21 protein-coding genes are annotated in these 22453 nt (G+C 39.6%); 3 read left to right on the top strand and 18 right to left on the bottom strand.

The genetic code is table 11. From position 1 onward, the window contains the following. Positions 1–263 precede the first annotated feature (263 nt). The 4 genes from J0A69_RS02395 to J0A69_RS02380 all read right to left on the bottom strand — a co-directional run bounded on the left by J0A69_RS02395 (position 264) and on the right by J0A69_RS02380 (position 4903). Entirely contained in the window at positions 264–905 is a 642-nt protein-coding gene (locus J0A69_RS02395) for a hypothetical protein (protein WP_206584912.1), read from the bottom strand. Between the two features lie 275 nt (positions 906–1180). Continuing rightward, positions 1181–2815, bottom strand: a complete 1635-nt coding sequence (locus tag J0A69_RS02390) for a S8 family peptidase (RefSeq protein WP_206584911.1) — start codon at positions 2813–2815, stop codon at positions 1181–1183. Between the two features lie 108 nt (positions 2816–2923). Then, positions 2924–4312 carry a short-chain fatty acid transporter gene (locus tag J0A69_RS02385; protein WP_206584910.1) on the bottom strand — a complete coding sequence of 463 codons (1389 nt, stop codon included), beginning with the start codon at positions 4310–4312 and terminating at the stop codon, positions 2924–2926. Between the two features lie 183 nt (positions 4313–4495). Beyond that, positions 4496–4903, bottom strand: a complete 408-nt coding sequence (locus J0A69_RS02380) for a DoxX family protein (RefSeq protein ID WP_206584909.1) — start codon at positions 4901–4903, stop codon at positions 4496–4498. A 118-nt stretch (positions 4904–5021) separates the two neighbouring features. Here J0A69_RS02380 and J0A69_RS02375 point away from each other — a divergent pair, with 118 nt between their 5' ends. Continuing rightward, entirely contained in the window at positions 5022–5360 is a 339-nt protein-coding gene (locus J0A69_RS02375; RefSeq protein WP_206584908.1) for a winged helix-turn-helix transcriptional regulator, read from the top strand. Between the two features lie 47 nt (positions 5361–5407). Here J0A69_RS02375 and J0A69_RS02370 read toward each other — a convergent pair whose 3' ends face one another. The 13 genes from J0A69_RS02370 to J0A69_RS02310 all read right to left on the bottom strand — a co-directional run bounded on the left by J0A69_RS02370 (position 5408) and on the right by J0A69_RS02310 (position 18968). Beyond that, entirely contained in the window at positions 5408–6193 is a 786-nt protein-coding gene (locus tag J0A69_RS02370; protein ID WP_206584907.1) for a DUF1206 domain-containing protein, read from the bottom strand. 127 nt (positions 6194–6320) lie between these two features. Then, positions 6321–7469 carry a serine hydrolase domain-containing protein gene (locus J0A69_RS02365; protein ID WP_206584906.1) on the bottom strand — a complete coding sequence of 383 codons (1149 nt, stop codon included), beginning with the start codon at positions 7467–7469 and terminating at the stop codon, positions 6321–6323. Positions 7470–7638: 169 nt separating this feature from the next. Beyond that, positions 7639–8478 carry a DUF6090 family protein gene (locus tag J0A69_RS02360; RefSeq protein WP_206584905.1) on the bottom strand — a complete coding sequence of 280 codons (840 nt, stop codon included), beginning with the start codon at positions 8476–8478 and terminating at the stop codon, positions 7639–7641. Between the two features lie 438 nt (positions 8479–8916). After that, positions 8917–9555 (bottom strand): hypothetical protein, encoded by a 639-nt coding sequence (locus tag J0A69_RS02355; protein ID WP_206584904.1) that lies wholly within the window; start codon positions 9553–9555, stop codon positions 8917–8919. Between the two features lie 567 nt (positions 9556–10122). Then, positions 10123–10710, bottom strand: coding sequence for a porin family protein (locus J0A69_RS02350; RefSeq protein WP_206584903.1), 588 nt, complete (start codon positions 10708–10710; stop codon positions 10123–10125). Positions 10711–10951: 241 nt separating this feature from the next. Then, complete coding sequence (locus tag J0A69_RS02345; protein WP_206584902.1) at positions 10952–11422, bottom strand: hypothetical protein; 471 nt, start codon at positions 11420–11422, stop codon at positions 10952–10954. A 101-nt stretch (positions 11423–11523) separates the two neighbouring features. Further along, complete coding sequence (locus J0A69_RS02340) at positions 11524–11856, bottom strand: hypothetical protein (RefSeq protein WP_206584901.1); 333 nt, start codon at positions 11854–11856, stop codon at positions 11524–11526. Between the two features lie 117 nt (positions 11857–11973). Continuing rightward, complete coding sequence (locus tag J0A69_RS02335; protein ID WP_206584900.1) at positions 11974–12435, bottom strand: hypothetical protein; 462 nt, start codon at positions 12433–12435, stop codon at positions 11974–11976. Positions 12436–12508: 73 nt separating this feature from the next. Then, on the bottom strand, positions 12509–13816 hold the full coding sequence (gene eat / locus J0A69_RS02330) for an ethanolamine permease (protein ID WP_206584899.1): 1308 nt from the start codon (positions 13814–13816) through the stop codon (positions 12509–12511). Next, positions 13797–14555 (bottom strand): ethanolamine ammonia-lyase subunit EutC, encoded by a 759-nt coding sequence (gene eutC, locus J0A69_RS02325; RefSeq protein WP_206584898.1) that lies wholly within the window; start codon positions 14553–14555, stop codon positions 13797–13799. Before eutC ends, eat begins: the two co-directional genes overlap by 20 nt. Next, the gene (locus J0A69_RS02320; protein ID WP_206584897.1) at positions 14552–15922 is read right to left on the bottom strand and encodes an ethanolamine ammonia-lyase subunit EutB; all 1371 of its coding nucleotides are present in this window, start codon (positions 15920–15922) and stop codon (positions 14552–14554) included. Before J0A69_RS02320 ends, eutC begins: the two co-directional genes overlap by 4 nt. Positions 15923–16098: 176 nt before the next feature. After that, positions 16099–17565 (bottom strand): serine hydrolase domain-containing protein, encoded by a 1467-nt coding sequence (locus J0A69_RS02315; protein WP_206584896.1) that lies wholly within the window; start codon positions 17563–17565, stop codon positions 16099–16101. A 143-nt stretch (positions 17566–17708) separates the two neighbouring features. Continuing rightward, positions 17709–18968 carry a hypothetical protein gene (locus J0A69_RS02310; RefSeq protein WP_206584895.1) on the bottom strand — a complete coding sequence of 420 codons (1260 nt, stop codon included), beginning with the start codon at positions 18966–18968 and terminating at the stop codon, positions 17709–17711. Between the two features lie 220 nt (positions 18969–19188). Between J0A69_RS02310 and rbfA the strand changes: the two genes are divergently transcribed. Next, entirely contained in the window at positions 19189–19572 is a 384-nt protein-coding gene (gene rbfA, locus J0A69_RS02305) for a 30S ribosome-binding factor RbfA (RefSeq protein ID WP_206584894.1), read from the top strand. Positions 19573–19584: 12 nt separating this feature from the next. Further along, complete coding sequence (locus J0A69_RS02300) at positions 19585–20811, top strand: FtsX-like permease family protein (RefSeq protein ID WP_206584893.1); 1227 nt, start codon at positions 19585–19587, stop codon at positions 20809–20811. Here J0A69_RS02300 and J0A69_RS02295 read toward each other — a convergent pair. After that, the gene (locus J0A69_RS02295) at positions 20808–22016 is read right to left on the bottom strand and encodes a tetratricopeptide repeat protein (protein ID WP_206584892.1); all 1209 of its coding nucleotides are present in this window, start codon (positions 22014–22016) and stop codon (positions 20808–20810) included. The two genes, J0A69_RS02300 and J0A69_RS02295, sit on opposite strands and share 4 nt — an antisense overlap. Between the last annotated feature and the right edge of the window lie 437 nt (positions 22017–22453).

Here is a 22453-nt window from a genome sequence, read left to right as displayed (position 1 = left end):
TTTCAATATTGCTGATAACACTTGTATAAACCTCAATCCTACTTTCTATCGACTATTTCCGCATTATCCATAGGGGTATTCGGTGTTGCTTAAACCAAATTAAGAATTTCGCTTATTACTTCTTTGGCTATATTGAATAGTTCGAAATTTATTTGTCTACTTAATTAAAAATTTGCTTCAGGTTGCTCTAAGGGAATTATAAATTCCTAAAAATAAAAAAGCGTAAATGCAATCTTCGTTCAGCTGGGGCTTTTTATTTTTTTTCAACTTGTCGTAAAGTAATTAATTATCAATTCCTCTCCTTTACGCCATTTTATCCAACCTGATTTAATTGGAGTTTTACTGTCCGTAAAAATCTCGTCACAATAGTCAGGTGTCATAATTTCAATCCAATCACCTTTCATTGATTTGACTACAAAACAATCAGTTCCTTGATATTCAATTTCTTTAGAGTTTTCGATCGGTTCAGTCATAATTTTTTGAGGGTAGCTTGAGAGTCGTTCAACTCCAAACATGTCCTTTAGGTATTCTTCCCAATTTTTAAATTTCGTTGAGTCAGTCTTTTTTAACCAATAAGTCTTTTCAGTTTCATTGTTGACGATTATCTGAAACCACCTGTCAGTTTTATTTAAACATCTGAAAGTAAATGCGAAATAGTCCAACCAAAGGACTTCTGGTTTTAGCCATTCTTTTTGTTTGTCAAGGTCGTTGATATTCCAACTGTTAATACTCCTGTCGTCAAAAAATTCAACCACCTTTTTAGGTTCTGTGGCTGAAGTGTCCGAGTAAAACTTCAAAATAGTTTTGTCATCAAAGTCGATAGAGACAAGTCCAATTCCTAGGTCGGTCTGTGACCAAACTTGAGTCGAGAATAAAAGCAGTATGTTAATTATTAGCAGTCTCATTTTTTAGCTTGGGCATAACACTTTTATTAACTCCAGTCCTTCTATTCTCTTGCGTATATATCTGCAATATCCACAGAGGTATTCGGTGTTGCCTAAACCAAATTAAGAATTTCGGTTATAACTTCCTTGGGGATATTGAATAGTTCGAAATTTATTTACCTACTTATTTAAAAAGTACCTCAGATCGTTCGGTGGGAATTGCAAATTCCCATAAATAAAAAAAGCCCAAGCCTGATTATTCAGGTTTGGGCTTTTCGCTTTTTATAAGAAGGAAATTACAAACTCACCTTTCCATTAGCTACTTCACTAGCCAAGATCAAGGCATTGTATAAATTGGCGATTTTGCCTGATTTGGAAATTTCTGAGAAGGACTTTTCGGATCCCTCAGGTCCACCTACGCGAACTTTCACCGCAGGTGAAACTCCAGAATCCATAATTATCTTTTTCACTTGAGATGCACTCAAATCGGGATAATAGGAGCGGATCATCGCTGCCAATCCAGCCACTGCAGGTGCTGCCATAGAAGTACCGCCTTGGAATTCATAGCTATCGTTTGGCAAGGTGGAATAAATCTCATCCCCTGGAGCGAAGATATCCACATTTTCCTTTCCATAATTAGAGAATATAGCGACCATGTTTTCTCCAAACATTGGTGACAAAGCTCCCACTGTCAAATAAGTATCAACCAATTCCTGAGAATTGGAAACAGGATGATCATTTGGGAAATTTGGGTTCTCTGGTGAGTCCAAATCAATGCCGTCATTTCCTGCTGCATGTACAAAAAGCACATCTTTTGAAGCTGCATATTTCAAAGCATCATAGACCCATTCGGAATTAGGGGAGAAGCTTTTTCCAAAGCTGGCGTTGATCACTTTTGCACCATTATCGGCGGCATATCGGATCGCAAGGGCAATATCCTTGTCGTATTCATCTCCATTGGGAACTGCTCTGACAGACATGATTTTCACCTGACTTGCCACGCCATCCACACCTTTTTTATTATTTCGAGTAGCAGCGATAATACCAGCCACATGCGAACCATGGCTTTCATCAGAAACTCGATTCATCGGATTTCCATTGCCATAATCCTGATCTGAATAATCATAAGGATCATCCCCAACAGGCGTTCTACCATTAAAGTCCACATTCAGATGGTAATTAACCTGCGTTTCATAATAGTTGATTCCATCCTGCAGTTCCTTGATGGCATCAGGAATTTCCTCTCCCATGCTCATGACCTGCATCAGCATGCCGACTGTGCGTTCTTCTTGCACATTTTTGGGCTGATAGTTTTTCAAGTCAGCCAAGGAATAATACTCTTTTCCCAAAGCTGTTTTGATGTTTTTATCAGCCATCGTGACCAAAGCTTCAATCTGCTTTAATTGCGGCAATGCAGCTCGGGCTTCGGGAAGTTTTTCGTTTAGCTTTTTAAGCGCAGCTTCTTGATAGGCTTCATCTCCGATTTTCAGGCGAAGAATTCTAGCCAATTCCATTTGCTCGTTGTAAGATTCACCCAGGAAATTGTATCCATGAATATCATCCACATAGCCGTTTCCATCGTTGTCAACGCCATCACCGGCGATTTCATTTGGATTAGTCCATAGTACATCTTTGATGTCTTCATGATCCAAGTCGATACCAGAATCAATGACTGCAACGATCACCGGTTCCCCTTTCCTTTTTTTCAAAAGTTCGGAGTAAGCGCGGTCCACGCTCATGCCCGGAATGGTGTCTTTTTGTAAATCAAGATGGCCCCAGTGTCTGGCTTCTTTCTCTGTGAGTTCGGCTACTTTGGGGCTTGTGTTGGTATAACTGATTGGAGGTGCGGTGATTAAGGAGGAGGAATTACATCCCATGACCATTAGGCCTACTCCCAGCCCCGCCAATAGTTGGATTTTGCTTTTAATCATAGTTAAATGTAACGACAGGCTTTCAGAAAGAGTGAAATAATTCCTGTTAAAAATCGTGAATGGAGCTAGGATTTCCTTGAGTGGTGAATTTCAGAAATCAACGCAGGCTTACATGGGTATAAAAAGCACCATCAAAGCCCAGCCAACAAAAAAGATCAAAAATGGAATGAACAAATAGCCCATAATATCTCTTGCTTGAACCTTGATACCGATTCCCATGACGGGGAGGATAACCAATAAATAGAATGGTTGAAGGCAATTAGTAAGGGATTCTCCAAAAGCAACCGCCATAGATGCCTTCGCAATTAGTGAAGTAACCTCTGCTTCTGGTAGACCCATACCGAGTTCTTTCACTGCATTGATGATACTTGGACCCACGACAGCAAATTCACCTCCGGCAGATGGTATGGCAAAATTGAGAATAGCCCCATTGAGATATGCCAATAGTGGAAAAGTATCCAGCGTGGCAACAGATACCATCCATTTGGTCACAACATCTCCTAGTCCTGTATGCAGCATGATTCCCATGATTCCCGCATAAAAGGGAAATTGAAATAAGATTCCAGAGATATTGCCGCTCGATCTTTTCATGACGATTCCATAGCGCATGGGAGTTTGATGCAATAACATACCCAATACGATGAAAATGAAAATCATAATATTCAGGTTGATATCGAAGCCTTTGGTACTGAAATAAAAGATGATATAAACCAGCCCCATCACTCCGAGAATGTATTGAAAGATGATGGTATTGTTCAGTTTATCTGAAACAGGATTTCCCGGAAGTCGCATGCTATTGGCTTCTTCGATGATTGTATTTTCCTGAATTGAATTTTCAGAGACCATCATTTCCTCCAGGCTTTGCTGTTTTTTTGGCATCAATAAGAAAAAGAGCAAGGGAGCCATTATAAATGAAAAAGCGATAATTGAGATATTTAAAATGGAGCCTAAAGAATAAGAAGTGGAGATGGTTTCAGTTAAAATCCCTGCTTCCATCAGGAAGTTATTTTCTGTATTCAGTAAAAGTGGAATGGAGCTGGAAAAGCCACTCACCCAAATTATTCCGGAGAAATAGACGCAGGCAATCAGGTAAGGATAATTGACTCCTTTGATCCGCAAGGCAAGTTCTCTGGCTAAAACAGCGGTAATCACCACCCAACCCCAACTGATGGAGCTGAGAAGCATTCCTATGATAATTATGAATGGATAAAGCTGTTTCGGAGTTTTTATGAACTGGGTTATTTTGAATAAAAAGCGTTTGACGGGTGTGGCAAGGGCAATGGAATATCCAGTGACCAATAAAAGAATCATTTGCATTCCAAACTCGAGGAGCATCCAAAAACCCTGATACCAAGCTTCGATGGTATCCATGATGGAAGCTTCAGTCCAGAGAAGTGCAGAAATTGCAGTGATCAAGGTCAAAGCCAAAGCAAAAACAAAGGCGTCAGGTAAGTACTTTTTAAAAATCTCGGTAAATCGCTCTCCTAACTCTCCCATGATCTGTTTTTTGCACTGATGCCTATAAAATGATATTTCAATATCGGTAAAATATTATTCGTCTCTATACCCTGTACTGGGTATATCTGGAAGGATAATTTTTTCTTCAATTTTCGCTAGATAGAAATTTATCTATCGATTTACTGATTTTTCAAAATAGAAAGATGCCAGTTTTAACTACTTCTAGCGGGGTTGATTCGTAATTTTAATTGGATATTTCTTTCCTCTACCCCAAGCAATAAATGCAGCGGAAATCAGCATAAAAACATTGAATCCGATCTGGTCTCCCTCTCCTCTCAAAACATGAAATACCATGGCTGAAATCATCAAGGTCATCGTTCCAAAAGCTGCAAAAACTGTCAGATAGGGTCGAATTCTCAATAGGGCAGGGAGTGTCAAGCCAAACCCGGCTAAAAGGTCAACGATACCAGAAATCAATACCACATCAGGGTTTTCTTTTATCCAGATCCAAGGCAGGTCTCCAGGGAGAAATAACTTCATAAAGCCTGAGTAGATAAATGTGAGAGAAAGTAAAATCTGAACTGCCCAAAGGGTAATATTCAATGCTTTTAATCTTTTTTGAATTGCCATAGTATGAATGTTGATTTGTTTCCTAGGCACAAGAATATCTAAATTCACTTTCCAATTGATATTACTATCCCCATGGATAGCGCTATCTCTTGGGATAGTATCGCAAAAAAAAGAAGCTATGATATCACAGGGAGGTTGTCCTAAAACCATGCTTTCTATCAAAGATGCCTTGGAAGCTTTGGAAGGAAAATGGAAACTATTGATCTTATTTTCCTTGGCTGGAGGGCCAAAGCGCTTTAAGGAAATCAGTAGGGAAGTGGGTGGAATCACCGATAAGACTTTGTCAAAAGAATTGAAAAGTCTAGAGACAAATCAGTTAGTCAAAAGGGAAGTTTTTGATTCCTTTCCACCGAAAGTTGAATATTCCATTACTGCACACGGAACCTCGCTCGAAAAGGTGTTGGACGAATTACATTTTTGGGGCTTACTTCACAGAAATAAGATAATGGGGAAGTAGTATTGCCAACTTAAGGATTCTAAATGCGATGATTAATTCTGAGTTGCTCAAACCATCGTCATGTCTCGATAGCGGGCTTTGACCATCAAAAAGATTCCGTACATCGTGAAACCAATAGCAACAATAGATAAGATCAGAGTTCCAAATTCATCCTGCAGAAAGTTGAATGCATCCTTGGTGCCCCCAGCCTCATCCGAACTCGAGGAAAAAGCTGCTTTGAAAGTTAAAAATGCGATGACTCCTATGACAATACCCCTTGCGGTATAGCCGATTTTCCCGAAGGTAAGAACCACTTTTTGAGCTTTGGGACCTAGGTCTTGGGCTTTGACTTTTTTCTGGTAAGAATTCGTGAAAGCCCGGATCATTTGATAGATAGCTTTGCCTAGAAAGATCCCGGCAATGACCGCGACGATGACCTGTCCATAAGGTTTACTTAGGGCTTTTGCAATCATGGATTCGCGACCTCCTCCAGATCCACCTCCCCAGCCCATTAGCATTTCGATTGCTGAAAAGACCAAAAGGCTGTAGAACACAGCACTGGAAAAATATCCGATTCGGTTGCCGATGCCTTTGAGATCATTCCCTTTGCCTTCAGGGTCCATGATGGCCTGATAAAAGCGCCAAAACACATAGGCCACCAATCCAACTGTGGTAACTCCCAGTAAAATGGTGCCTCCTATATTATTTTTTAAAAATTGAAGCGCATCATCGCTTCCGGATTTTGAACCACCAGAACCAATGGCTGCCATAAAAGTAAGCACCCCAATCAAAGTGTATACAAAACCCTTGGTTCCAATTCCAAATCGGGCAATCGTCTTTTTGTCAAAATCCATTCTTCATTTCAAAAATTTTCAGGCCTGGCAGAATTTCTAATTTTTTCAATTTAGGGTATTTTGAACAGTTATTTGATTTGCCTCGCAAATTGGTTCCTCTTACATCAGTTAAGAAAAACTGAAGGTTTTAATCAGTCAATGTCAAGGAGGAATAGACTTTTTTGAGTAAAGCACTTGCATCGTTTTCAATATCCCATTGATTGTAATTACCAGCTGTAGTAATCACCAGCATCTTATTTTGAAGGTCGAAAAAGATGCGCTGATCACCATTGCCAACAGCCACTGGTAAATACAAAGTCTCTCCGTTGATCAGGTAATCAAGAATCCAAAACTGATACCCATATCCCCCACCATCGGGGCGCATGGTATGTGCTTCAAAAGACTCCTTAACCCATTCATTTGGGATAATTTGTTGGCCATCCCAGATTCCATCATGCAGATAAAGCATCCCGAATTTCAGCATAGCCCTTGGCGTTAATCTTAATCCGGATGCAGCCGCAGGGGAATTAGTAGCTGGGGAAATTGTCCATTCAGATTTTGAGATGCCAATGGGTTCAAAGAGAAATTCCTTTGCAAACTCATGCACATTTTTGCCCGAAACACGATGGATGATTTCTGCGAGAAGCTCTGTTGTTCCTCCGTTATATTGCCAAACTGTCCCGGGTTGATTTACAATTTCCCTACTTAACACAAATCCAATTGCATCCCCGCTATTGGTCATTTGAATCTCACTGTTTTCTGGATTGTCATAAGATATTTCCTCATTCCATTTCAAACCCGAAGTCATGGTCAGCAAATGTTTGATTGTCAACTCCTCTCTGCCCTCGGAATTAAACTGTTGATAATCTTCAAAGAAATCGAATATTGGCTGGTCCACAGATTTGATTTTTCCCTGTGCAATCGCAATTCCGATACAGGCAGAAACCACACTTTTTGAAACGCTCCGCATATCATGAAGTAGGCTGTCATTGTAGGAAACGATTCCAAGATCATCACCCCAGTTTTCATCTTTGCCTGTAAAATATTCCTCCACCACCAACTGCTCATCTTTGTAAATAAGCAAAGAGTGACGATTTGGGTAATATCCAGTTTGGATGCTGTCTATGAGTCCAGAGATGATCTCAGGATTAAGGCCTACTGCCTCAGGTTTGGCAGTTTTAAATTGAGAATCATTGTTGATTACCTCGGAGTCCGAGACTTCTTCAGAAGATTGCGTACAAGCCGAAACGGAAAAAATGAATATTAGAATTGCTCCAAAAACTCTGATGTTTTTCATAAACTAAATGAATTAATTACAGCCCAATATATCTGAAATCGGGAAATAAATTTTCGTTTTACTTTAGCTTGTTTGCTTAGTCTTAAAGGTTGGTCTAGAATACAGAAATCATATTTTTAAAAGTAAAAAGTTTACACGCACAGAGTCAAAGGCTCCATCTGTTGGGGATTCAATTCGATTTTATTTCATTCAGTTGGTCCAATAGGTCTCTCGTGATATTCTTTATTTCAGTGTATTTTGTTGCACTATTTCTATGGGCAATAAGGAGTAAAGTATAGGCTCTATAAATTTTCTTTTCTTGAAAGACTTCTTTTATGTCCATTTCAAAAGGAGCTTTTTCGATCACATTTGGTCTGGTTCTGAAGTCATCATTTCGGGTAGTTTGAAAGTCTGGGGAGTTGGTTTTTTCAATTTGATCAAGAATCCTACTTTTAGAATGTATATCTACGCCAGGCACAATTTCATGTACTAAAATAATTCCGTTTCTATAATAGGTTTCTTCATAGCGGCTGATGTCTCTAAGCTTGTAATCAACCTCCTCTACGTAGGAAGTAATTGCGTTTTTAAGCGTTTCAGATTGTATTAAAGAGATATTTCCAGAGTTAATCAGGGACCTTGCACTTCCAAGTGTGGGACTATAAATAGTATTTCCTAATGGGTTGTTAAAATGGGTCAGAATGCTGTCATTTGGGGTATCTTTTTTCCAAAAAGCATGACAAATAATAGCGCTGGACTTGGCTCTATCCGTGATATCCTCAATAATTTTTTTAATTTCTTCTTCTGATTTATTTAGGTCTGCTATAAGTTGTTCAATAATTATCGCTTCCGCCTTTCTTCTGTTTTTTTCGTTATTCCATTCACTGACTTGTAAAGCCAGAAGAATACCGACCATTACCAAAACAATTTCACCAATCGCATATTTGAGGTACCTGCCTACCGGCCAGGCAGGCTTTCCGGTATTTCCCTCTGAAAGCAAACTGAGCCTGATTTTTCTAAAGAATTTTATCATTTTTAGCCGTTAACCCCAACTGATATTGGTATAAGTTACAACAATTGTATCAACAGATTACACACAAATCCTCTTGAAAATCAGTCTAGCCTGAAAATTCCAGCTCTAAGTATGAACTTTTATATAAAAAGAATGAACGTTCAGTATCCAGGTATAAAATTTCATATAAAAAGAGTGGACGTTCAGTATCAAAGAGTAAAATTTCATACGCTGAGTATGAAGTTTCAGTGTTAAAGAATGAACATTCGAGTTCTGAGAATGAATTTTCATATAAAAAGAGTGAACGTTCAGTATCAAAGAATGAAATTTCATATAAAAAGAATGAACGTTTAGTATCCAACTATAAAATCAGAAAAAATAAAAAGGTGTAGTCTTCGAGAATTTTCACGAGAACTACACCTAGCAGGAAAGGCAAACTTTTAGCCATTTAGATCTGAATCAGTCCCCTACCTTATCCACATTAATCTTCTCAATCTCCAAGGGCTGATACTTGACATAATAATTCTCATAACCAGCGATAATTGGACTTATTTTTATCTCATTTGTTGAGGCCAAAAAATCAAACATCACCTCGTTAAATTGATAATTGATATACCATGTGTCATTATACCTACCCGCGATATTGGTCATTACTTTTTTATTTCTATAGGAACCTGATTTTAACTGAATGGTGACGCGATACCGCTTACCCATTTCAGGTCTGAATCGTAAAACCAAGTATCTCATTTCAGGAAGAAATCCTGCCATGCCATTATTTAATCTTGGATAGTACTTATTTTCCGGATGTACATCAATGGTTGTTTGGTCGGACCTATACCACCCGAAATATTCAGCGACATACATATCCTTATCCTTCAATTTTTGTGCTGTGATTTCCCAGGACTCGTTGGGCTTCAAGTTTAAAAGGTCATTTCTATTTACCGTAAGTGCTGGAATGCTTGCAATTCCCTTTGGATCGAGCTTTTTCAATTGTGCATTCGAGATTCGATTTGACGGAGTGACCCGAATATCAATAGGTTTTATATTCAGATTTTTGCTACCGATTTTTCCAATGTTTCCAAACTGTTTCTTTGACATAATAAGCGTGTTTAAAAATTGACTTGGCTAAATCGTATCCTGATTGGATACCATTCTTTCCAAGTTTCCTGTCTAAATAAGATAGCCTATTTATTCTGTCTATGCAAAATTTGAGGACTTAGAATATCTTCTATGGTATTGGTATTCAGTGGTTTTAAGAATATTTATTAATCCTGATTGCAAGCAAAAGGATTAAAATAATACTAACGATTCCCACAATTATGTGGAACGTTCCATTAAGAATAATTTCCGAGGGATGACTTTTCTTATTTCCGTTATAAATTTCTTTAAAGGGGAGAGATTTCTTTCCAACTAATGGATAAAGAATTTTTTGATATAAGTAAACCAAGAAAGCTCCCCAATATTCAAAAATTATAGATCCGATGAAATTGTCCATTTCTAAAAATTCAATTCAAGCTCTAACATGAAAAGCTCTCGTTTTCGAAAATAATTAATTCGTAAGAATTAAAACATAAGAAGATAGTATGGTGTAGTTTCAAACTACACCTAGGGGGGTAGGGGAATCAAAAGGATAGAAAGGTTTTCTGAAAACTACACCTAAAGAGGCTAAAAGCTCTTTCCTATGCTGAGTTTGAAGATCCGATTGTAAACGGAATCAGAAAATTCACTGACGTTGGCAAGACCATGTTCGTAAGTAGTCTGAATATTCATTTGACTCCCTAGGTTGAAGCCAAAACCAACTACAGCGGCAAAGTCAGTCCCTTTCCATAGTTCTCGGGTATCATTTCCGTCAACGGTTACTTTATTGTCACCATTTCCAACAATAAGTGCTGAGGACATCAGAAAGGAGGGTTGTGCTCCAGCCAGGATAAAGAAATTTCCGGCACCTTGATATTTCAAAAGCAAAGGGATATCCAGATAGCCGTTTCGGATGCTGGTAGTAGTTCCTGCATCCGTACCTTTAGAACCTTTGGTTGCAAATTGAATACCTGGCTCGAACTGCAAAGTCTCTGATAATGGAAGGTTGAGATATCCTCCTAGATGGAATCCAACCTTGAACTCAGATCCATCTCCACCTTCTTCCCCTCCGAAAGTCGTGAAGCTTGGCCCTCCTCGGAGTCCAAAAGTTAGGTCTTGAGCCTGCAGGCTAAATGAAAAGAGGAAAGCAATTAAAACTAAAAGAAGATTGCGCATAAAGAGTGGGTTTATTGTAAGTCAAATTGGGAAAAAGAAAAATTTATGAATTATACTCTTAGGTACTTACGATTGCACTACCTATAAGTTTGGAGCATTATCCAAAAAATGAAGGCCATTAGATTTCTGAGTCTAAAGATCCAGGTAAAAAGAGTGAAGGTTTAGTATTCAAGGATGGTAATTCAGGAAAATAGGAAGGGTTTTTGAAAGCTATACCTGAGAGGGGGAACTTGGATTTTTTTTAAAAGTAGGGCTTTAAAACTTTATACTGACGTTCACGATTCGCTAATAAATATTCATCAAGTTCACCATCTTTTTTAAACTCTTTAAGTGTATTTTCCTGATTGGTCATTCTTTGAAGTTCAAATGAATACAAAGGATTACAATAAACGCCTAAAGAGATTTTATTTTCATTTATCACATCGATCATAACTGTATTTTCTCCATTAATTTTAATTGAATCTTGGGTAAGTTCATAAGTCCAATACATGGGTCCCAATCCAGGATAATATGAATAATAGATCATAAGTGAATCTGTAAAAGTTAACTCCACATAGTTTTTGTTTTCAGCGTCTGGATCAGGATCACAAATAGAATCTATGAAATACCAGTTCCCTTTTATGTTCTCAATAGTCAATTCTTGATGATCAGACATTTTACAAGCAAAGGCCATAAAGATCAATAAGATTAAAATCGGTATTGGAAGTTTCATATGGTTTTCATCTTGTGAAATTTACACCAAGAAACTGAATTGCAAATCCAGAAAAATAAAAAGGTGTAGTTTCAAACTGCACCTAAAGGGGGAAGCAGTTTTTAAGGCTTAATAAATCCGATGATTTTGTATTTGCTTGGATCACCGATAGCATATTCTATAAGAATTTCAGACCCAATCTCCTTTTTACTGATCCTTTGGGAAAGTTTTTTCTTCCTAATGTAAACGGAGTCTCCAACTTGATATTGAATGGTAATAATCTGGGTAAAGCCCATGCCCTTTGGTCCATAACCAAGCGCTGTTTCTGTAACAATAGCTTTTGTTTTGGCGGTTGATGTCCAAAAACCAATAGGAATTTCAAAATTGTTCCAAGCTAAATACACGAACATTCCAATACCTAGCATGCCGATAGTCCATGGATTAATTCTTTTCATCTATGTAGATAACTTAAGAGTTTTGGATTTTCAATTAGGTGAAAAAGATTAAAATGCTTATTCAAATTGATAGAAAAGGGTATTTAAAAAATGCACCTTGGGCGGGAGACTATTAGATTAAGATTTTGAGTTAAGCTTTTCCAGTGTAGGATTAATTTTATCCACTTTTTCGTTGAATTCTGAAAGGAGTTCCTCTGGGTCATGAAAAATTATTTCACCCTTTTTCATAACAGGAAGTGTTTTTGAATTACCTATTTTAATAAGATACTCACTTTCTTCTGATTCAGATTGCCAATGGGCAGAATCATAGGTTGGTGCATGGGCAAATATATTCCTGAGATTAATTATTTCATGAAGAAGGTTCTTATCTGAATTATTAATTAATCCTAGACTGTGGAGTATTTTTATTTTCGAACCTAGATTGATCAATTGGGTGTCTAACAGGATAAATTTAAACTGAAATTGATTTTTTTTAGGTTCAAAATGATTAAAAAGTGAAGTTGACAATATTGTTTCAATCTGATTTGTTTTGTCAATAACTTGCCCTCTGATTTTGTTTAAATTATTTTCTTCGCTCATGGAAACTTATTTTTCTTAACACTAATGAAATTCAACTTATAATAACTTTTTAATTTAAAGGCATTTATCTGTTTTACCTCTGATACCACCGAAAACTCACATACCCAAAACCTACCAATCCCCAGAAAATCAGCATTAATTCTACATTATAAATACTCATGGCCACCATTGCATTTACTGCAATGACCAATGCAATGGCTGGGAAATAGGGGAATAGCGGAACCCGAAAAGGACGCTCTAAGTCCGCATGATTTTTACGCAAGGCGAAAAAGGCAATCATCGAAACGATATATAAAGTCAAGGCTCCGAAGCAGGCGATGGTAATGATTTCACCGGTTTTGCCTGTTAGCAAGGCCAGAATTCCGATTCCCATATTCACGATCAGGGCATTCACCGGAGTTTTGGTTTTGGGATGGACTTTCCCCACAAATGGCGTTACATATCGTTCACGTCCCAGTTCCAGCGTAGATCTTCCTGCCGCCAGAATAATCCCATGAAAAGAGGCCACCAAACCGAAAAGTCCCACGGTAATCAGTAAATGGTAGAGAATATTGCTTTCTCCTACAATTTTGGCAAGAGCCAGAGGCAGGGGTGAGTCGGATGGCTCTGTACTTCCCGGGGGATAAACGATTGTTTCCCAGCCATCCACCCCGATCGAGGAGGTAAAGGTCAGCAAGCATAAAATCACCAAAGTCAGCAAGGCCGAACCGAAACCGATCAGGATATTGCGCTGTGGGTTTTTGGCTTCTTCCGCTACATTGGCCACTCCTTCTATCGCCAGGAAAAACCAGATTGCAAATGGAATCGCGGCAAAAGCTCCTCCCCAGCCATTGGGAAGTGCATTTTGGCTTAGATTATCGAAATTGAACTCGGTAAAACTCACTCCAGAGAAAAGTAGGAGTTCGGCTACTGCGATGATGGTAATGATGAGTTCGAAGTAAGCGGCAAACTTCACTCCAGAGATATTGATCGCAGTAAAAATCAGATAGGCCGTAATCGCAATCGTGGTAACTCCGATTTCTGGGAAAAAGACATTGAAATAGGCGCCTATCGCTGCAGCAATCGCGGGAGGCGCGAAGATAAACTCGATACTTTGGGCCATTCCGGCCAGAAATCCCCAGTTTTTACCCAAACCCAATCGGGCATAATCGAATGCACCTCCGGCTTTGGGAATGGCACAAGCCATCTCTGTATAGCTAAAAGTAAAGGTGACATACATGATGATGATAAAGAAGGTTGCCACAGCCAAACCTAAAGTCCCGCCTTCGGCAAGTCCCAGGTTCCAGCCGAAATACATCCCCGAAATCACATAACCCACGCCCAGCCCCCAAAGCATAAACGGCCCTAGCGTGCGTTTTAATTCAGTTTTTTCCTGATTCATTCTTCAATAGATGGTGGTCAAAAGTATCCTTCAAGTGGACACCGGATAATTTCAGTCTCAGGGCTTCTGAGCATAAAAAAGCGAGTTTTTCCGCTGCATAGGCATAGGGCAAACCGCCGGTTCGGATATTGGAAATGCAGTTTCGTTTTTCGTCTGTATTTCCTGCTTTTGGGTTGTATGTCAAATAAACCCCCATGCTATATGGGGAACTCAAACCGGGTCTTTCCCCGATCAGGATTATAGATAGTTTACTGGAAAATAGCTCACCGATTTCATCACTGATGGCCACTCTCCCTTGTTTTACAAGAGAAATGGGAGCCAGGGAATGTCCTTGGATTAAGGGTAAGAATTCTTGCAAAAATGGAATTGCGTGGAGGGCAATCGCTTGGGCGGAAAGCCCATCGGCAAGAATGATGGAGATTTCTTTGGACTGCGAAAGTGTTTGAAGACTTTCGGTAGATGAAGCATTCAGCTTTCTTCCCAAGTCGGGACGCTTGATAAAGGTTTCCCGGTCTTTTGCCTGGGTCTCCAAGACTAGCGTTTCCAGCTTCAACTTTTTAAGTTCTTCCTGAAGGAAATATATATCCAATTCCGTCCAAACAGCATCTTTTGCCAAGGCATGATCTTTTCGAAAGGAAAGCAGCTCGGCCGTTTTCAGACTTCCACCTGCCCTTCCTAAAGCTACCCGCGCATCGGTGAAGTTCCGCAGTTTTTCCCAGGAGTTGGCCGGCTTTGTCATAGGTTCAAAAGTTTACTTCCTGAGGATATATCCAGCATTTTCCCAGAGCTTTCCATTAGGTTCATTTTGATCAGCCATTCGTCAAACTCAGGGGCTCTTTTCAGACCTAACACCTGCCGGATATAGAGTTGATCGTGGAAAGAAGTGCTTTGGTAATTAAGCATCACATCGTCGGCTCCGGGAATGCCCATGATAAAATTGCAACCCGCCACGCCCAGTAGGGTCAGCAGATTATCCATGTCATCCTGATCCGCTTCGATATGATTGGTATAGCAGATATCGCAACCCATGGGTAAGCCCATCAGTTTGCCACAGAAATGATCTTCCAAACCGGCTCGGATTACCTGTTTGCCATCGTATAAATATTCCGGACCGATAAATCCCACGACCGTATTGACCAGAAGCGGCTTGAATTTTCTCGCAACCGCATAGGCACGAACTTCACAGGTTTGTTGGTCGACTCCATTATGTGCATTGGCCGAATGCGCACTTCCCTGACCGGTTTCGAAGTACATAAAATTATCTCCAATGCTTCCTCGATTGAGTTCTTTGCCTGCTTGGTAGGCTTCTTCCAAGGTATTCAGGCTAAAGCCAAAGCTGGAATTAGTGGCTTCTGTGCCCCCGATGGATTGGAAAATCAGGTCAACTGGAGCCTTTCTAGCTATGAGTTCCAAAGTGGTAGTCACATGAGAAAGAATGCAGGATTGAGTAGGAATTTCGTATTGAAGTCGAAGTTTCTCCAGCATTTCCAATAAGCGAAGGGTAGTTTCCGCAGAATCCGAAACAGGATTGATGCCGATCACCGCATCCCCTACGCCATAGAGCAAACCATCGATGGTGCTAGCCATGATTCCTTTGGCATCGTCTGTGGCATGATTGGGTTGAAGTCTTGTGGAAAAGTGACCTTTGAGGCCTAAAGTATTTCTGAATTTGGTAATGACTCGGATTTTGGAAGCGACAAGAATCAGGTCTTGATTTGCCATGATTTTACTGACAGCGGCCACCATTTCTGGAGTTAATCCAGGAGAAATTTCCTTGATTTTTTCTCCATCGGTTTCATAGGAAAGAAGCCAATCCCGAAAACCTCCCACAGTCAAGTGTGAAATGGGCCGAAAAGCTTTCGCATCAAAACTCTCCTGAATCAATCGGGAAACCGCATCGATTTCTGAGGAAATGATTTCTTCATTCAGGAATTGTTTCAGTGGGATATCAGCTAAAACCAGTTTTGCGGCGATGCGTTCCTGTTCGCTTGTTGCTGCCAAACCAGCCATTTGATCTCCGGATTTTTCTGGAGAAGCTTTGGCCAAGACGGTTTTGAGGTCGGGAAAAGAAAAGTTAAAGTTTCCGACAGAATGCTGATAAACCATCTAATTAAAGTGGGGATTTATTTCAAGTTTTCCAATAATTTGATTTAAGTCCGTCATTGCGAGGAGGAGGAACGACGACGTGGCAATCTCGTAAAAATTGGTTCCATTGTTTTTTAAAACGAGACTGCCACGGCTCTAAAAAAGGAGCCTCGCAGTGACGATATTATTTCAATTTTTCACTCTTCCACTTTATAAAACTGAAAACTACCTCCCCAAAGCATTCCAACAGGATTTTCGGATGGCTGGAACTTCACACGATCTCCTGTGGATAAGTCCACAAAATCAGTTTCTGAGGTTGGTGAAAGCAAGTTTTCATCTCCATTGTTAGGGTCGTACACGAAGATTTTATCACCTCTTACGCTTACTTCAACCACGTAACTCTCGATTCCATTCAAAGGTCTGTTTAATTTATAAGATCCAGCAAGGTGCTCCAGTTGCTCAGGAGAGAGGGTTACCACTTCTACTTCATTTGCCTTTCTCAAATTCATCCCATAATAATCCGAAATGCCTCGCATGATTTCAGCCATTAAGCGAACGCCACCATCGGCACTGGTCATTATTATAATAGCTTCTCCTTGATCTGCATAACCCATCATATCATTACTGAAACCGGCATTTTTCCCTCCATGTGCAAAGACTACTTTTCCGTCTCTTTCGCCCAAAGCAGGCCCTAAACCCCAGCGGTTTTTTCTTTCAGTTAGCATATTATCTACCAGCTCTTTAGAAAGAACGCCGTCGGTTTTACCAGCTCGAATTGCCTGGATTTCCAAGTAATACTTTGCGAGATCAGAGGGAGTTGTCCACAATCCAGCAGCTGCCTGTTCCGGGTAATTATGATATAATCCTTCAATCAAATTTCCTTCCCCATCATAAGCAGCACTAGCATTGGCTTGGTATTCTTCTGGAAGTGGTTGGCCATAAGTACTATGACTCATTCCAATCGGATCCAGAATATTTTCTTTTAAATAGACTTCCAAAGCTTGGCCGGAGACATCCTCCACAGCTTTTTCCATGACCGTATAACCGCCACCAGAATATCTCCAAATACTTCCCGGAATTGTATCCACAAAGATTGCAGGAGTATTTCCTTTACCTTCCAAAACTGTGATAATATCAGGGAAGCTGTCAGTTTGGGTATAGCCTGGGAAACCATGAACCGTCATACCAGCAGAATGAGTCAAGAGTCTTTCCAGTGTTACTTTTTCAGTTTCGGTGAACTTGTTTTCAGGAATTTTCCAGCCTTGGAGATAGGTGTTGATATCTTCATTCAAGTCCATTTTTCCTTCCTGCACCAATTTAAGTGCTCCCAATGCAGCTAGAGGTTTACTGATGGAACCGGCTTGAAAAATCGTTTCGGTCGTTACCGAGTCGACCGTTTCAGTATTGGCAATCCCATATCCTTTTGCCCAGAGTAGTTTCCCTTCTTTTACCACTGCAATACTTACTCCTGGCACATGATAATGTTCCATTCTATCATAGATATTCATTTTTGGGATAGAATCACCTTTTGCCACTAAAGGGGGAAGCAAGTTATTTTCTATAGCAGCTATATCATTTTGGAGAGAATCAGGTTGAGTTTCCTTTTCAGAGCAGGAGAAAAAGAGAAAGCAAAAAAGGAGAAGGAGGAAACTTAGGTTTTTCATTCTAGTTGGTTTTGAGGAAGTTAAAAGTTAGCTAGAATCTCTAATAGTTCAAAAATCTAAAAAGCGTTGTATTTGGAAGAATTGGGAATTTCCAAAGAAAAAGTAATTGCAAATAGCATTTACCTACTGAAACAAATAGAAATTTATTTCAGTAAGTAAACCCCATTTTTTGGATTGGAATAATGTCTGCTGAGCTCTGGAAAATCCCTCAAAATAGCCTGAAAAAGCCCTTCCTGGTCCAAAATGACTTCAGGTTTTTGATTTTGAAACATTTGATATAGTCTCGCTTTTTCAGATAGGTCACGATCCTGATCCAAGTACAACCGGCTTAGTTGATAATTAAGGAATGGCCCACCCAACTTGGTTTGTTGATATTCAGAAATATCTGGCCCCATAATCAAAATGTTTTTGCTTGGATAGGAGCTAGCCTCTTGTTCGGAGACGAAATAGGAGGGGTTATCCACATTGCTTTGCCAAAACCACCAAGAAAAACCAGGCAATCCTAAAATCAATAGATAAAACGCGAGTTTTGGGATCAGTCCCCGCTTCATATGAAGGAAAAACTGAGTAATCAGATAAGTCAAACCTGGTAAGAAGATCACCAATTGGAAAGCCGCTTGTTTCTTGATGAACAAAAATTGCAGCCCTGCCGCTATCAGCCAAAGTATGATAAGTTGTCTTTGCTTCTGTTGATTGATCGTGGACCCTTTCAGTACCGCACTGAAGAAATATCCAATGAAGGATAAAATTATTGGGAAAGCACCTATAATCAGCCAGCTCAAGTAGGATTGGAAGACTACTTTGGAAGAACGGAAAATCAAGGGCCAGATATCAATTGCTTCCTGCAGCCCATCATTCCAATAATAAAACACCGAAATCAATAAAATCGGTAAAGTATAACCCACCAAAGAAAGCATTAATTGACGAAATGAAAATCCGCTTATGGCGATTCCCGTAAAAATCATATAAGGCAAAAACATGATGTAGCTTGGATGAAAGCCCGCTGCTAAGCCTGCATAAATTCCGATCAACAAAGTTGATTCGCTGGTTTCCTTTTGTAAAACGGTTTGGGAGAAGAGTTGTCCCAAAGCTAAAATCAGAAAAGTACTTCCCAACAAAGCGGGATTCAGCGAAAGCATATCAAAGGAAAAATGAAACAAGGCTGCCATGATGATTGCTGGCAGGTATGTGTTTTCATCAAAGACCCGATATTTGATTAATATGGTATTCCAATAGATGATTTGAAACAAAATGAATAATCTTCCGATTAGTTCATAGGCAAGATGACTCCTGCCAAATATCAGATCAACAAAAGTGAAAAAACCTGCTGAAAGAGGCCCAGTATCGTCAATGATATCCTGATAGAGGAAAAATCCTTCACCCAATCTTTCTCCTAAAATCATCCAGGTGAGTTGAGGCGAGGTAAGTGGAAGGGGATTCCATATTAGAAAGATGCAGGAAAGAATGAGCAAGTATATTGCTAGTCCTACCAATCTAAATGGATCATTGACTTTGAAAAATCTCAGCAAGATGAATGGAAAATTGAGTTTGAAATGGGATGCTTTTGCACGAAATTAAAGCTTGCCCAACTATTTCGCTAAATTTGTACCACAAATACTTCACATGGAAAGTAAAAGACAACAAAAATATGCCAAACTCATCCAAAAAGAGATTGGCGATATCTTTCAAAAAGAATCAAAACATCTCGTGGGTCGGGCTATGATTACGGTCACTCACGTATTGGTAAGTCCGGATTTGGGTTTCGCAAAAGTGTATCTCAGCTTTTTATTGGCCGATCCAGATGCCACCTACAAATTAATCAACGAGCACAAAAAGGAAATACGTCATCAGCTGGCAAAAAGAATAGGGAAATCAGTTAGAGTAATTCCAGAAATCGCATTTTTCCCAGATGACTCAGCTTCTTATGCTCAGCATATGGACAAAGTCATTTCAGATTTGAATATCCCGGATGCTCCTGAAGAGGATGATGAAGAGACAGAAGATTAATATCCGAATCGATTGAACTTAAGTTTCTTCATAGCGGCCCGGTATTTTCGCAGCAAAAAAAAGCGGAATTTTATTACGATCCTTTCTACCATTTCCATGATTGGAGTGGCCGTGGGTACCATGGCTTTGGTGATTGTCATGTCCGTATTCAATGGATTGGAAGATCTGATAAGAGGCTTATTTGCAAGTTTTGACGCGGAACTGAAAATAGAAGCTGCTGAAGGAAAAAGTTTTGAAATCACTGAGGATTGGTTGGATAGTATCAGGTCTGTTGAAGGAGTGGCTATTTTGACCGAAGTGATCGAGGATAATGCGCTTTTTGATTACAATGGAAATCAGATCGTTGCGAGATTAAAAGGAGTATCGGATAATTTTTTAGATCAGGGTAGGTTTTCAAAAGGCTATTTCTGGGGAGACACAACCTTGGGAACAGGCTTGAGACCGGCAGCTATTTTAGGTAGGGGAGTAGGTTTTTTTCTTTCCATAAACCTGAATGATATCAACGTTCCACTGAAAGTTTTCTATCCCAAGGCCCCCAGAAGCGCAGCTACCATTGATCCTAGTCAATTATATGCTTCGGGTATTTTAGATCCTGCGGCCTTTTTCAGTATAGAAAGGCAGTTTGATGATGAATATGTGATAGCACCTTTGGAGTTTGCAAAAAAACTTCTGAATTATGGAGATCGCCGAACAGCTTTGGAAATAAAAGTGGAAGATGGAGCTTCTATCAATCAGGTTCAGCAGCGACTAAAGGGATTGCTTGGAGAGAGATTTTTGGTGAAAAATACTGACGAGCAACATTCTGGTTTGCTGCGAACAGTGAAATTGGAGAAGCTCTTCGTGTTCTTGACGCTGACTTTTATTTTGGCGATTGCCTCATTCAACATTTTCTTTTCACTGAGTATGCTGGCGATCGAAAAGAAAAAAGACATTGCTGTTTTGAGAGCCATGGGTGCTCCTGACAAATTGATTCGTTGGATTTTTTTAAAGCAGGGGGCATTAATTGCCTTGAGTGGAGCCATTATCGGACTGATTTTAGGCTTTTTAGTTTGCGTGGTGCAACAGGAATACGGCCTAGTTTCCTTGGGGATTTCTTCTGCTGTGATAGATGCTTATCCGGTGAAAATCGCCTGGACTGACTTTTTATGGATAAGCCTTGCTGTCATCGGGATTACGCTATTGGCATCCTATAGACCGGCCTATATTGCTTCTCAAGTGGATACCGTCAGAGAGCTTTAATTCACCTGATTTCCACATATTTTCTCCCAAACCACTTTGGCCTGATCCATTCCTAACTCGGTAGCTTTAGCTAAATCGGCACAAGCCAAATCAAGTTTTTTCAATCTTTGGTAAGCTATGCCCCGATGGTAATAGGAGGAAGGGTTCTCTGGATCTAAGGAAACAAAAATGGTAAAATCAGCCAATGCTTCTTCGAATGCTTCTGCTTGATATCTGCTTTGTCCGCGGGAAAGAAAAAATTCAGGGTTTTGCGGATCGAACTCAATGGCTTTTGAAAAATCGGATTCTGCAGCTTTCCATTCTTTAAGCTTTGCATAAACTTTTGCTCGATAATAGAGCGTTTCAATATCATTCTCTTCAAGAATCAGGGCCTGTGAAAAGTCTGCCAAGGCACCTTCTAGATCCTCATTATTCATCCTGTAAAAGCCACGCTGCTTGTAAGTTTGAGAATTTGCAATCGAATCTTCGATGACTTCCGTGAGGTTTTGAATCAGATCCTCGTCTCCACCCGTTTTGACCAAAGCGATTCCTTGCCGGGCCAAAATATTATCAGGATCCATCTCCAGAGCGATTTCAAATGATTCCAAGGCAAGATTATTCTCACCCAATTTTGAATAAGCTCTCCCTCTTTCTGCATAGAAGTTTGGCTCCTCAGAATTGAACTTTATTGACTCGTTAAAATACGAGATGGCTTGGTCATATTCTTCCAGCTCCATACTAGTCATCCCCATGTGGTAATAGATTTGGGCAGGATTTCTATTCTGAACGGTCATCGGTTTAGAATACCCAGTATCCCCCGGTTCTTTTCTAAAAATCACTTGTGTGGTTTCAGTTGGCTCACTTTGGATAAATGAATCATAATCCTGCATTGCAGCTTCATATTGTCCCAATAAATGCCTGACTCGCCCTCTGGCAAAATAGATTTCTCCTTGTTCTGGATTCAGTTCCAACGCATTGCTGAAATCACTATTTGCCATTTGATAATTTGCAAGTTGCTCGAAGGCCTGTCCTCTCAGCCAAAAAGCCTGAGCATCTCTGGGATGAAGAGCTAACCATTCGGAAAAAAATTGAGACGCGGCTTCCCAATTTTCCTTTTCAAATTGGATCAAACCTTCCTCAAAAAGATTTCCTTGTTTGGAATTTTGAGCAAACAGGAAAGACTGAAATAGAATAAGAAAGAAAAAAGAAAGGCAAATTAACTTCATATAAATGTTCACTTTTCCCAAATTTTATCCTTTTGAGTTCTATACTAATTGGAGAATAATTCGTGTCTAAGTTACCTTCTTCTCTCAACTTACGAAGATGTTCTTTAGTTGATATAGTTTACAAAAACTGGTTTAAACTCTAGTCTTTTATCCAATTTTTTGGACTTCCAATTCTTCTTGATTCTGCATAGTTTGGAGATAAAAGAGAACTCTAATTAAGAGAATCACTCGCAAAAGAAAGAGCAAGATTTAAGTGAATTTGACAATCATAAAACGAGTGACTAAAAAAAGTGATATTAAAAGGAGTCTTAAAACATTGAAAATCAATTAAAAAGCTTTCGTTTTTTAAAAAAATGAATGGACCGCCTTTAAAAAATCCTGTTAATTTTGCACGGAGGCATGTTTATTGAAGACCGAAGCGAAACCCCCAAATTGTA

The organism is Algoriphagus pacificus (genome assembly GCF_017254845.1).
Lineage (GTDB): Bacteria > Bacteroidota > Bacteroidia > Cytophagales > Cyclobacteriaceae > Algoriphagus > Algoriphagus pacificus.
Note: the sequence above shows the minus strand (reverse complement) of the source record. Positions and strands in the feature narration are given on the sequence as shown.

What these genes read in the sequence shown, in the direction of transcription:
- J0A69_RS02355 (WP_206584904.1), bottom strand. Translation starts at nt 9,555, where the DNA reads ATGTCAAAGAAACAGTTTGGAAACATTGGAAAAATCGGTAGCAAAAAT.
- J0A69_RS02345 (WP_206584902.1), bottom strand. Translation starts at nt 11,422, where the DNA reads ATGAAACTTCCAATACCGATTTTAATCTTATTGATCTTTATGGCCTTT.
- J0A69_RS02385 (WP_206584910.1), bottom strand. Translation starts at nt 4,312, where the DNA reads ATGGGAGAGTTAGGAGAGCGATTTACCGAGATTTTTAAAAAGTACTTA.
- J0A69_RS02365 (WP_206584906.1), bottom strand. Translation starts at nt 7,469, where the DNA reads ATGAAAAACATCAGAGTTTTTGGAGCAATTCTAATATTCATTTTTTCC.
- J0A69_RS02350 (WP_206584903.1), bottom strand. Translation starts at nt 10,710, where the DNA reads ATGCGCAATCTTCTTTTAGTTTTAATTGCTTTCCTCTTTTCATTTAGC.
- J0A69_RS02360 (WP_206584905.1), bottom strand. Translation starts at nt 8,478, where the DNA reads ATGATAAAATTCTTTAGAAAAATCAGGCTCAGTTTGCTTTCAGAGGGA.
- J0A69_RS02310 (WP_206584895.1), bottom strand. Translation starts at nt 18,968, where the DNA reads ATGATTTTAGGAGAAAGATTGGGTGAAGGATTTTTCCTCTATCAGGAT.
- eat (WP_206584899.1), bottom strand. Translation starts at nt 13,816, where the DNA reads ATGAATCAGGAAAAAACTGAATTAAAACGCACGCTAGGGCCGTTTATG.
- J0A69_RS02380 (WP_206584909.1), bottom strand. Translation starts at nt 4,903, where the DNA reads ATGGCAATTCAAAAAAGATTAAAAGCATTGAATATTACCCTTTGGGCA.
- rbfA (WP_206584894.1), top strand. Translation starts at nt 19,189, where the DNA reads ATGGAAAGTAAAAGACAACAAAAATATGCCAAACTCATCCAAAAAGAG.
- J0A69_RS02375 (WP_206584908.1), top strand. Translation starts at nt 5,022, where the DNA reads ATGATATCACAGGGAGGTTGTCCTAAAACCATGCTTTCTATCAAAGAT.
- J0A69_RS02340 (WP_206584901.1), bottom strand. Translation starts at nt 11,856, where the DNA reads ATGAAAAGAATTAATCCATGGACTATCGGCATGCTAGGTATTGGAATG.
- J0A69_RS02395 (WP_206584912.1), bottom strand. Translation starts at nt 905, where the DNA reads ATGAGACTGCTAATAATTAACATACTGCTTTTATTCTCGACTCAAGTT.
- J0A69_RS02295 (WP_206584892.1), bottom strand. Translation starts at nt 22,016, where the DNA reads ATGAAGTTAATTTGCCTTTCTTTTTTCTTTCTTATTCTATTTCAGTCT.
- J0A69_RS02390 (WP_206584911.1), bottom strand. Translation starts at nt 2,815, where the DNA reads ATGATTAAAAGCAAAATCCAACTATTGGCGGGGCTGGGAGTAGGCCTA.
- J0A69_RS02370 (WP_206584907.1), bottom strand. Translation starts at nt 6,193, where the DNA reads ATGGATTTTGACAAAAAGACGATTGCCCGATTTGGAATTGGAACCAAG.
- J0A69_RS02335 (WP_206584900.1), bottom strand. Translation starts at nt 12,435, where the DNA reads ATGAGCGAAGAAAATAATTTAAACAAAATCAGAGGGCAAGTTATTGAC.
- J0A69_RS02320 (WP_206584897.1), bottom strand. Translation starts at nt 15,922, where the DNA reads ATGGTTTATCAGCATTCTGTCGGAAACTTTAACTTTTCTTTTCCCGAC.
- eutC (WP_206584898.1), bottom strand. Translation starts at nt 14,555, where the DNA reads ATGACAAAGCCGGCCAACTCCTGGGAAAAACTGCGGAACTTCACCGAT.
- J0A69_RS02315 (WP_206584896.1), bottom strand. Translation starts at nt 17,565, where the DNA reads ATGAAAAACCTAAGTTTCCTCCTTCTCCTTTTTTGCTTTCTCTTTTTC.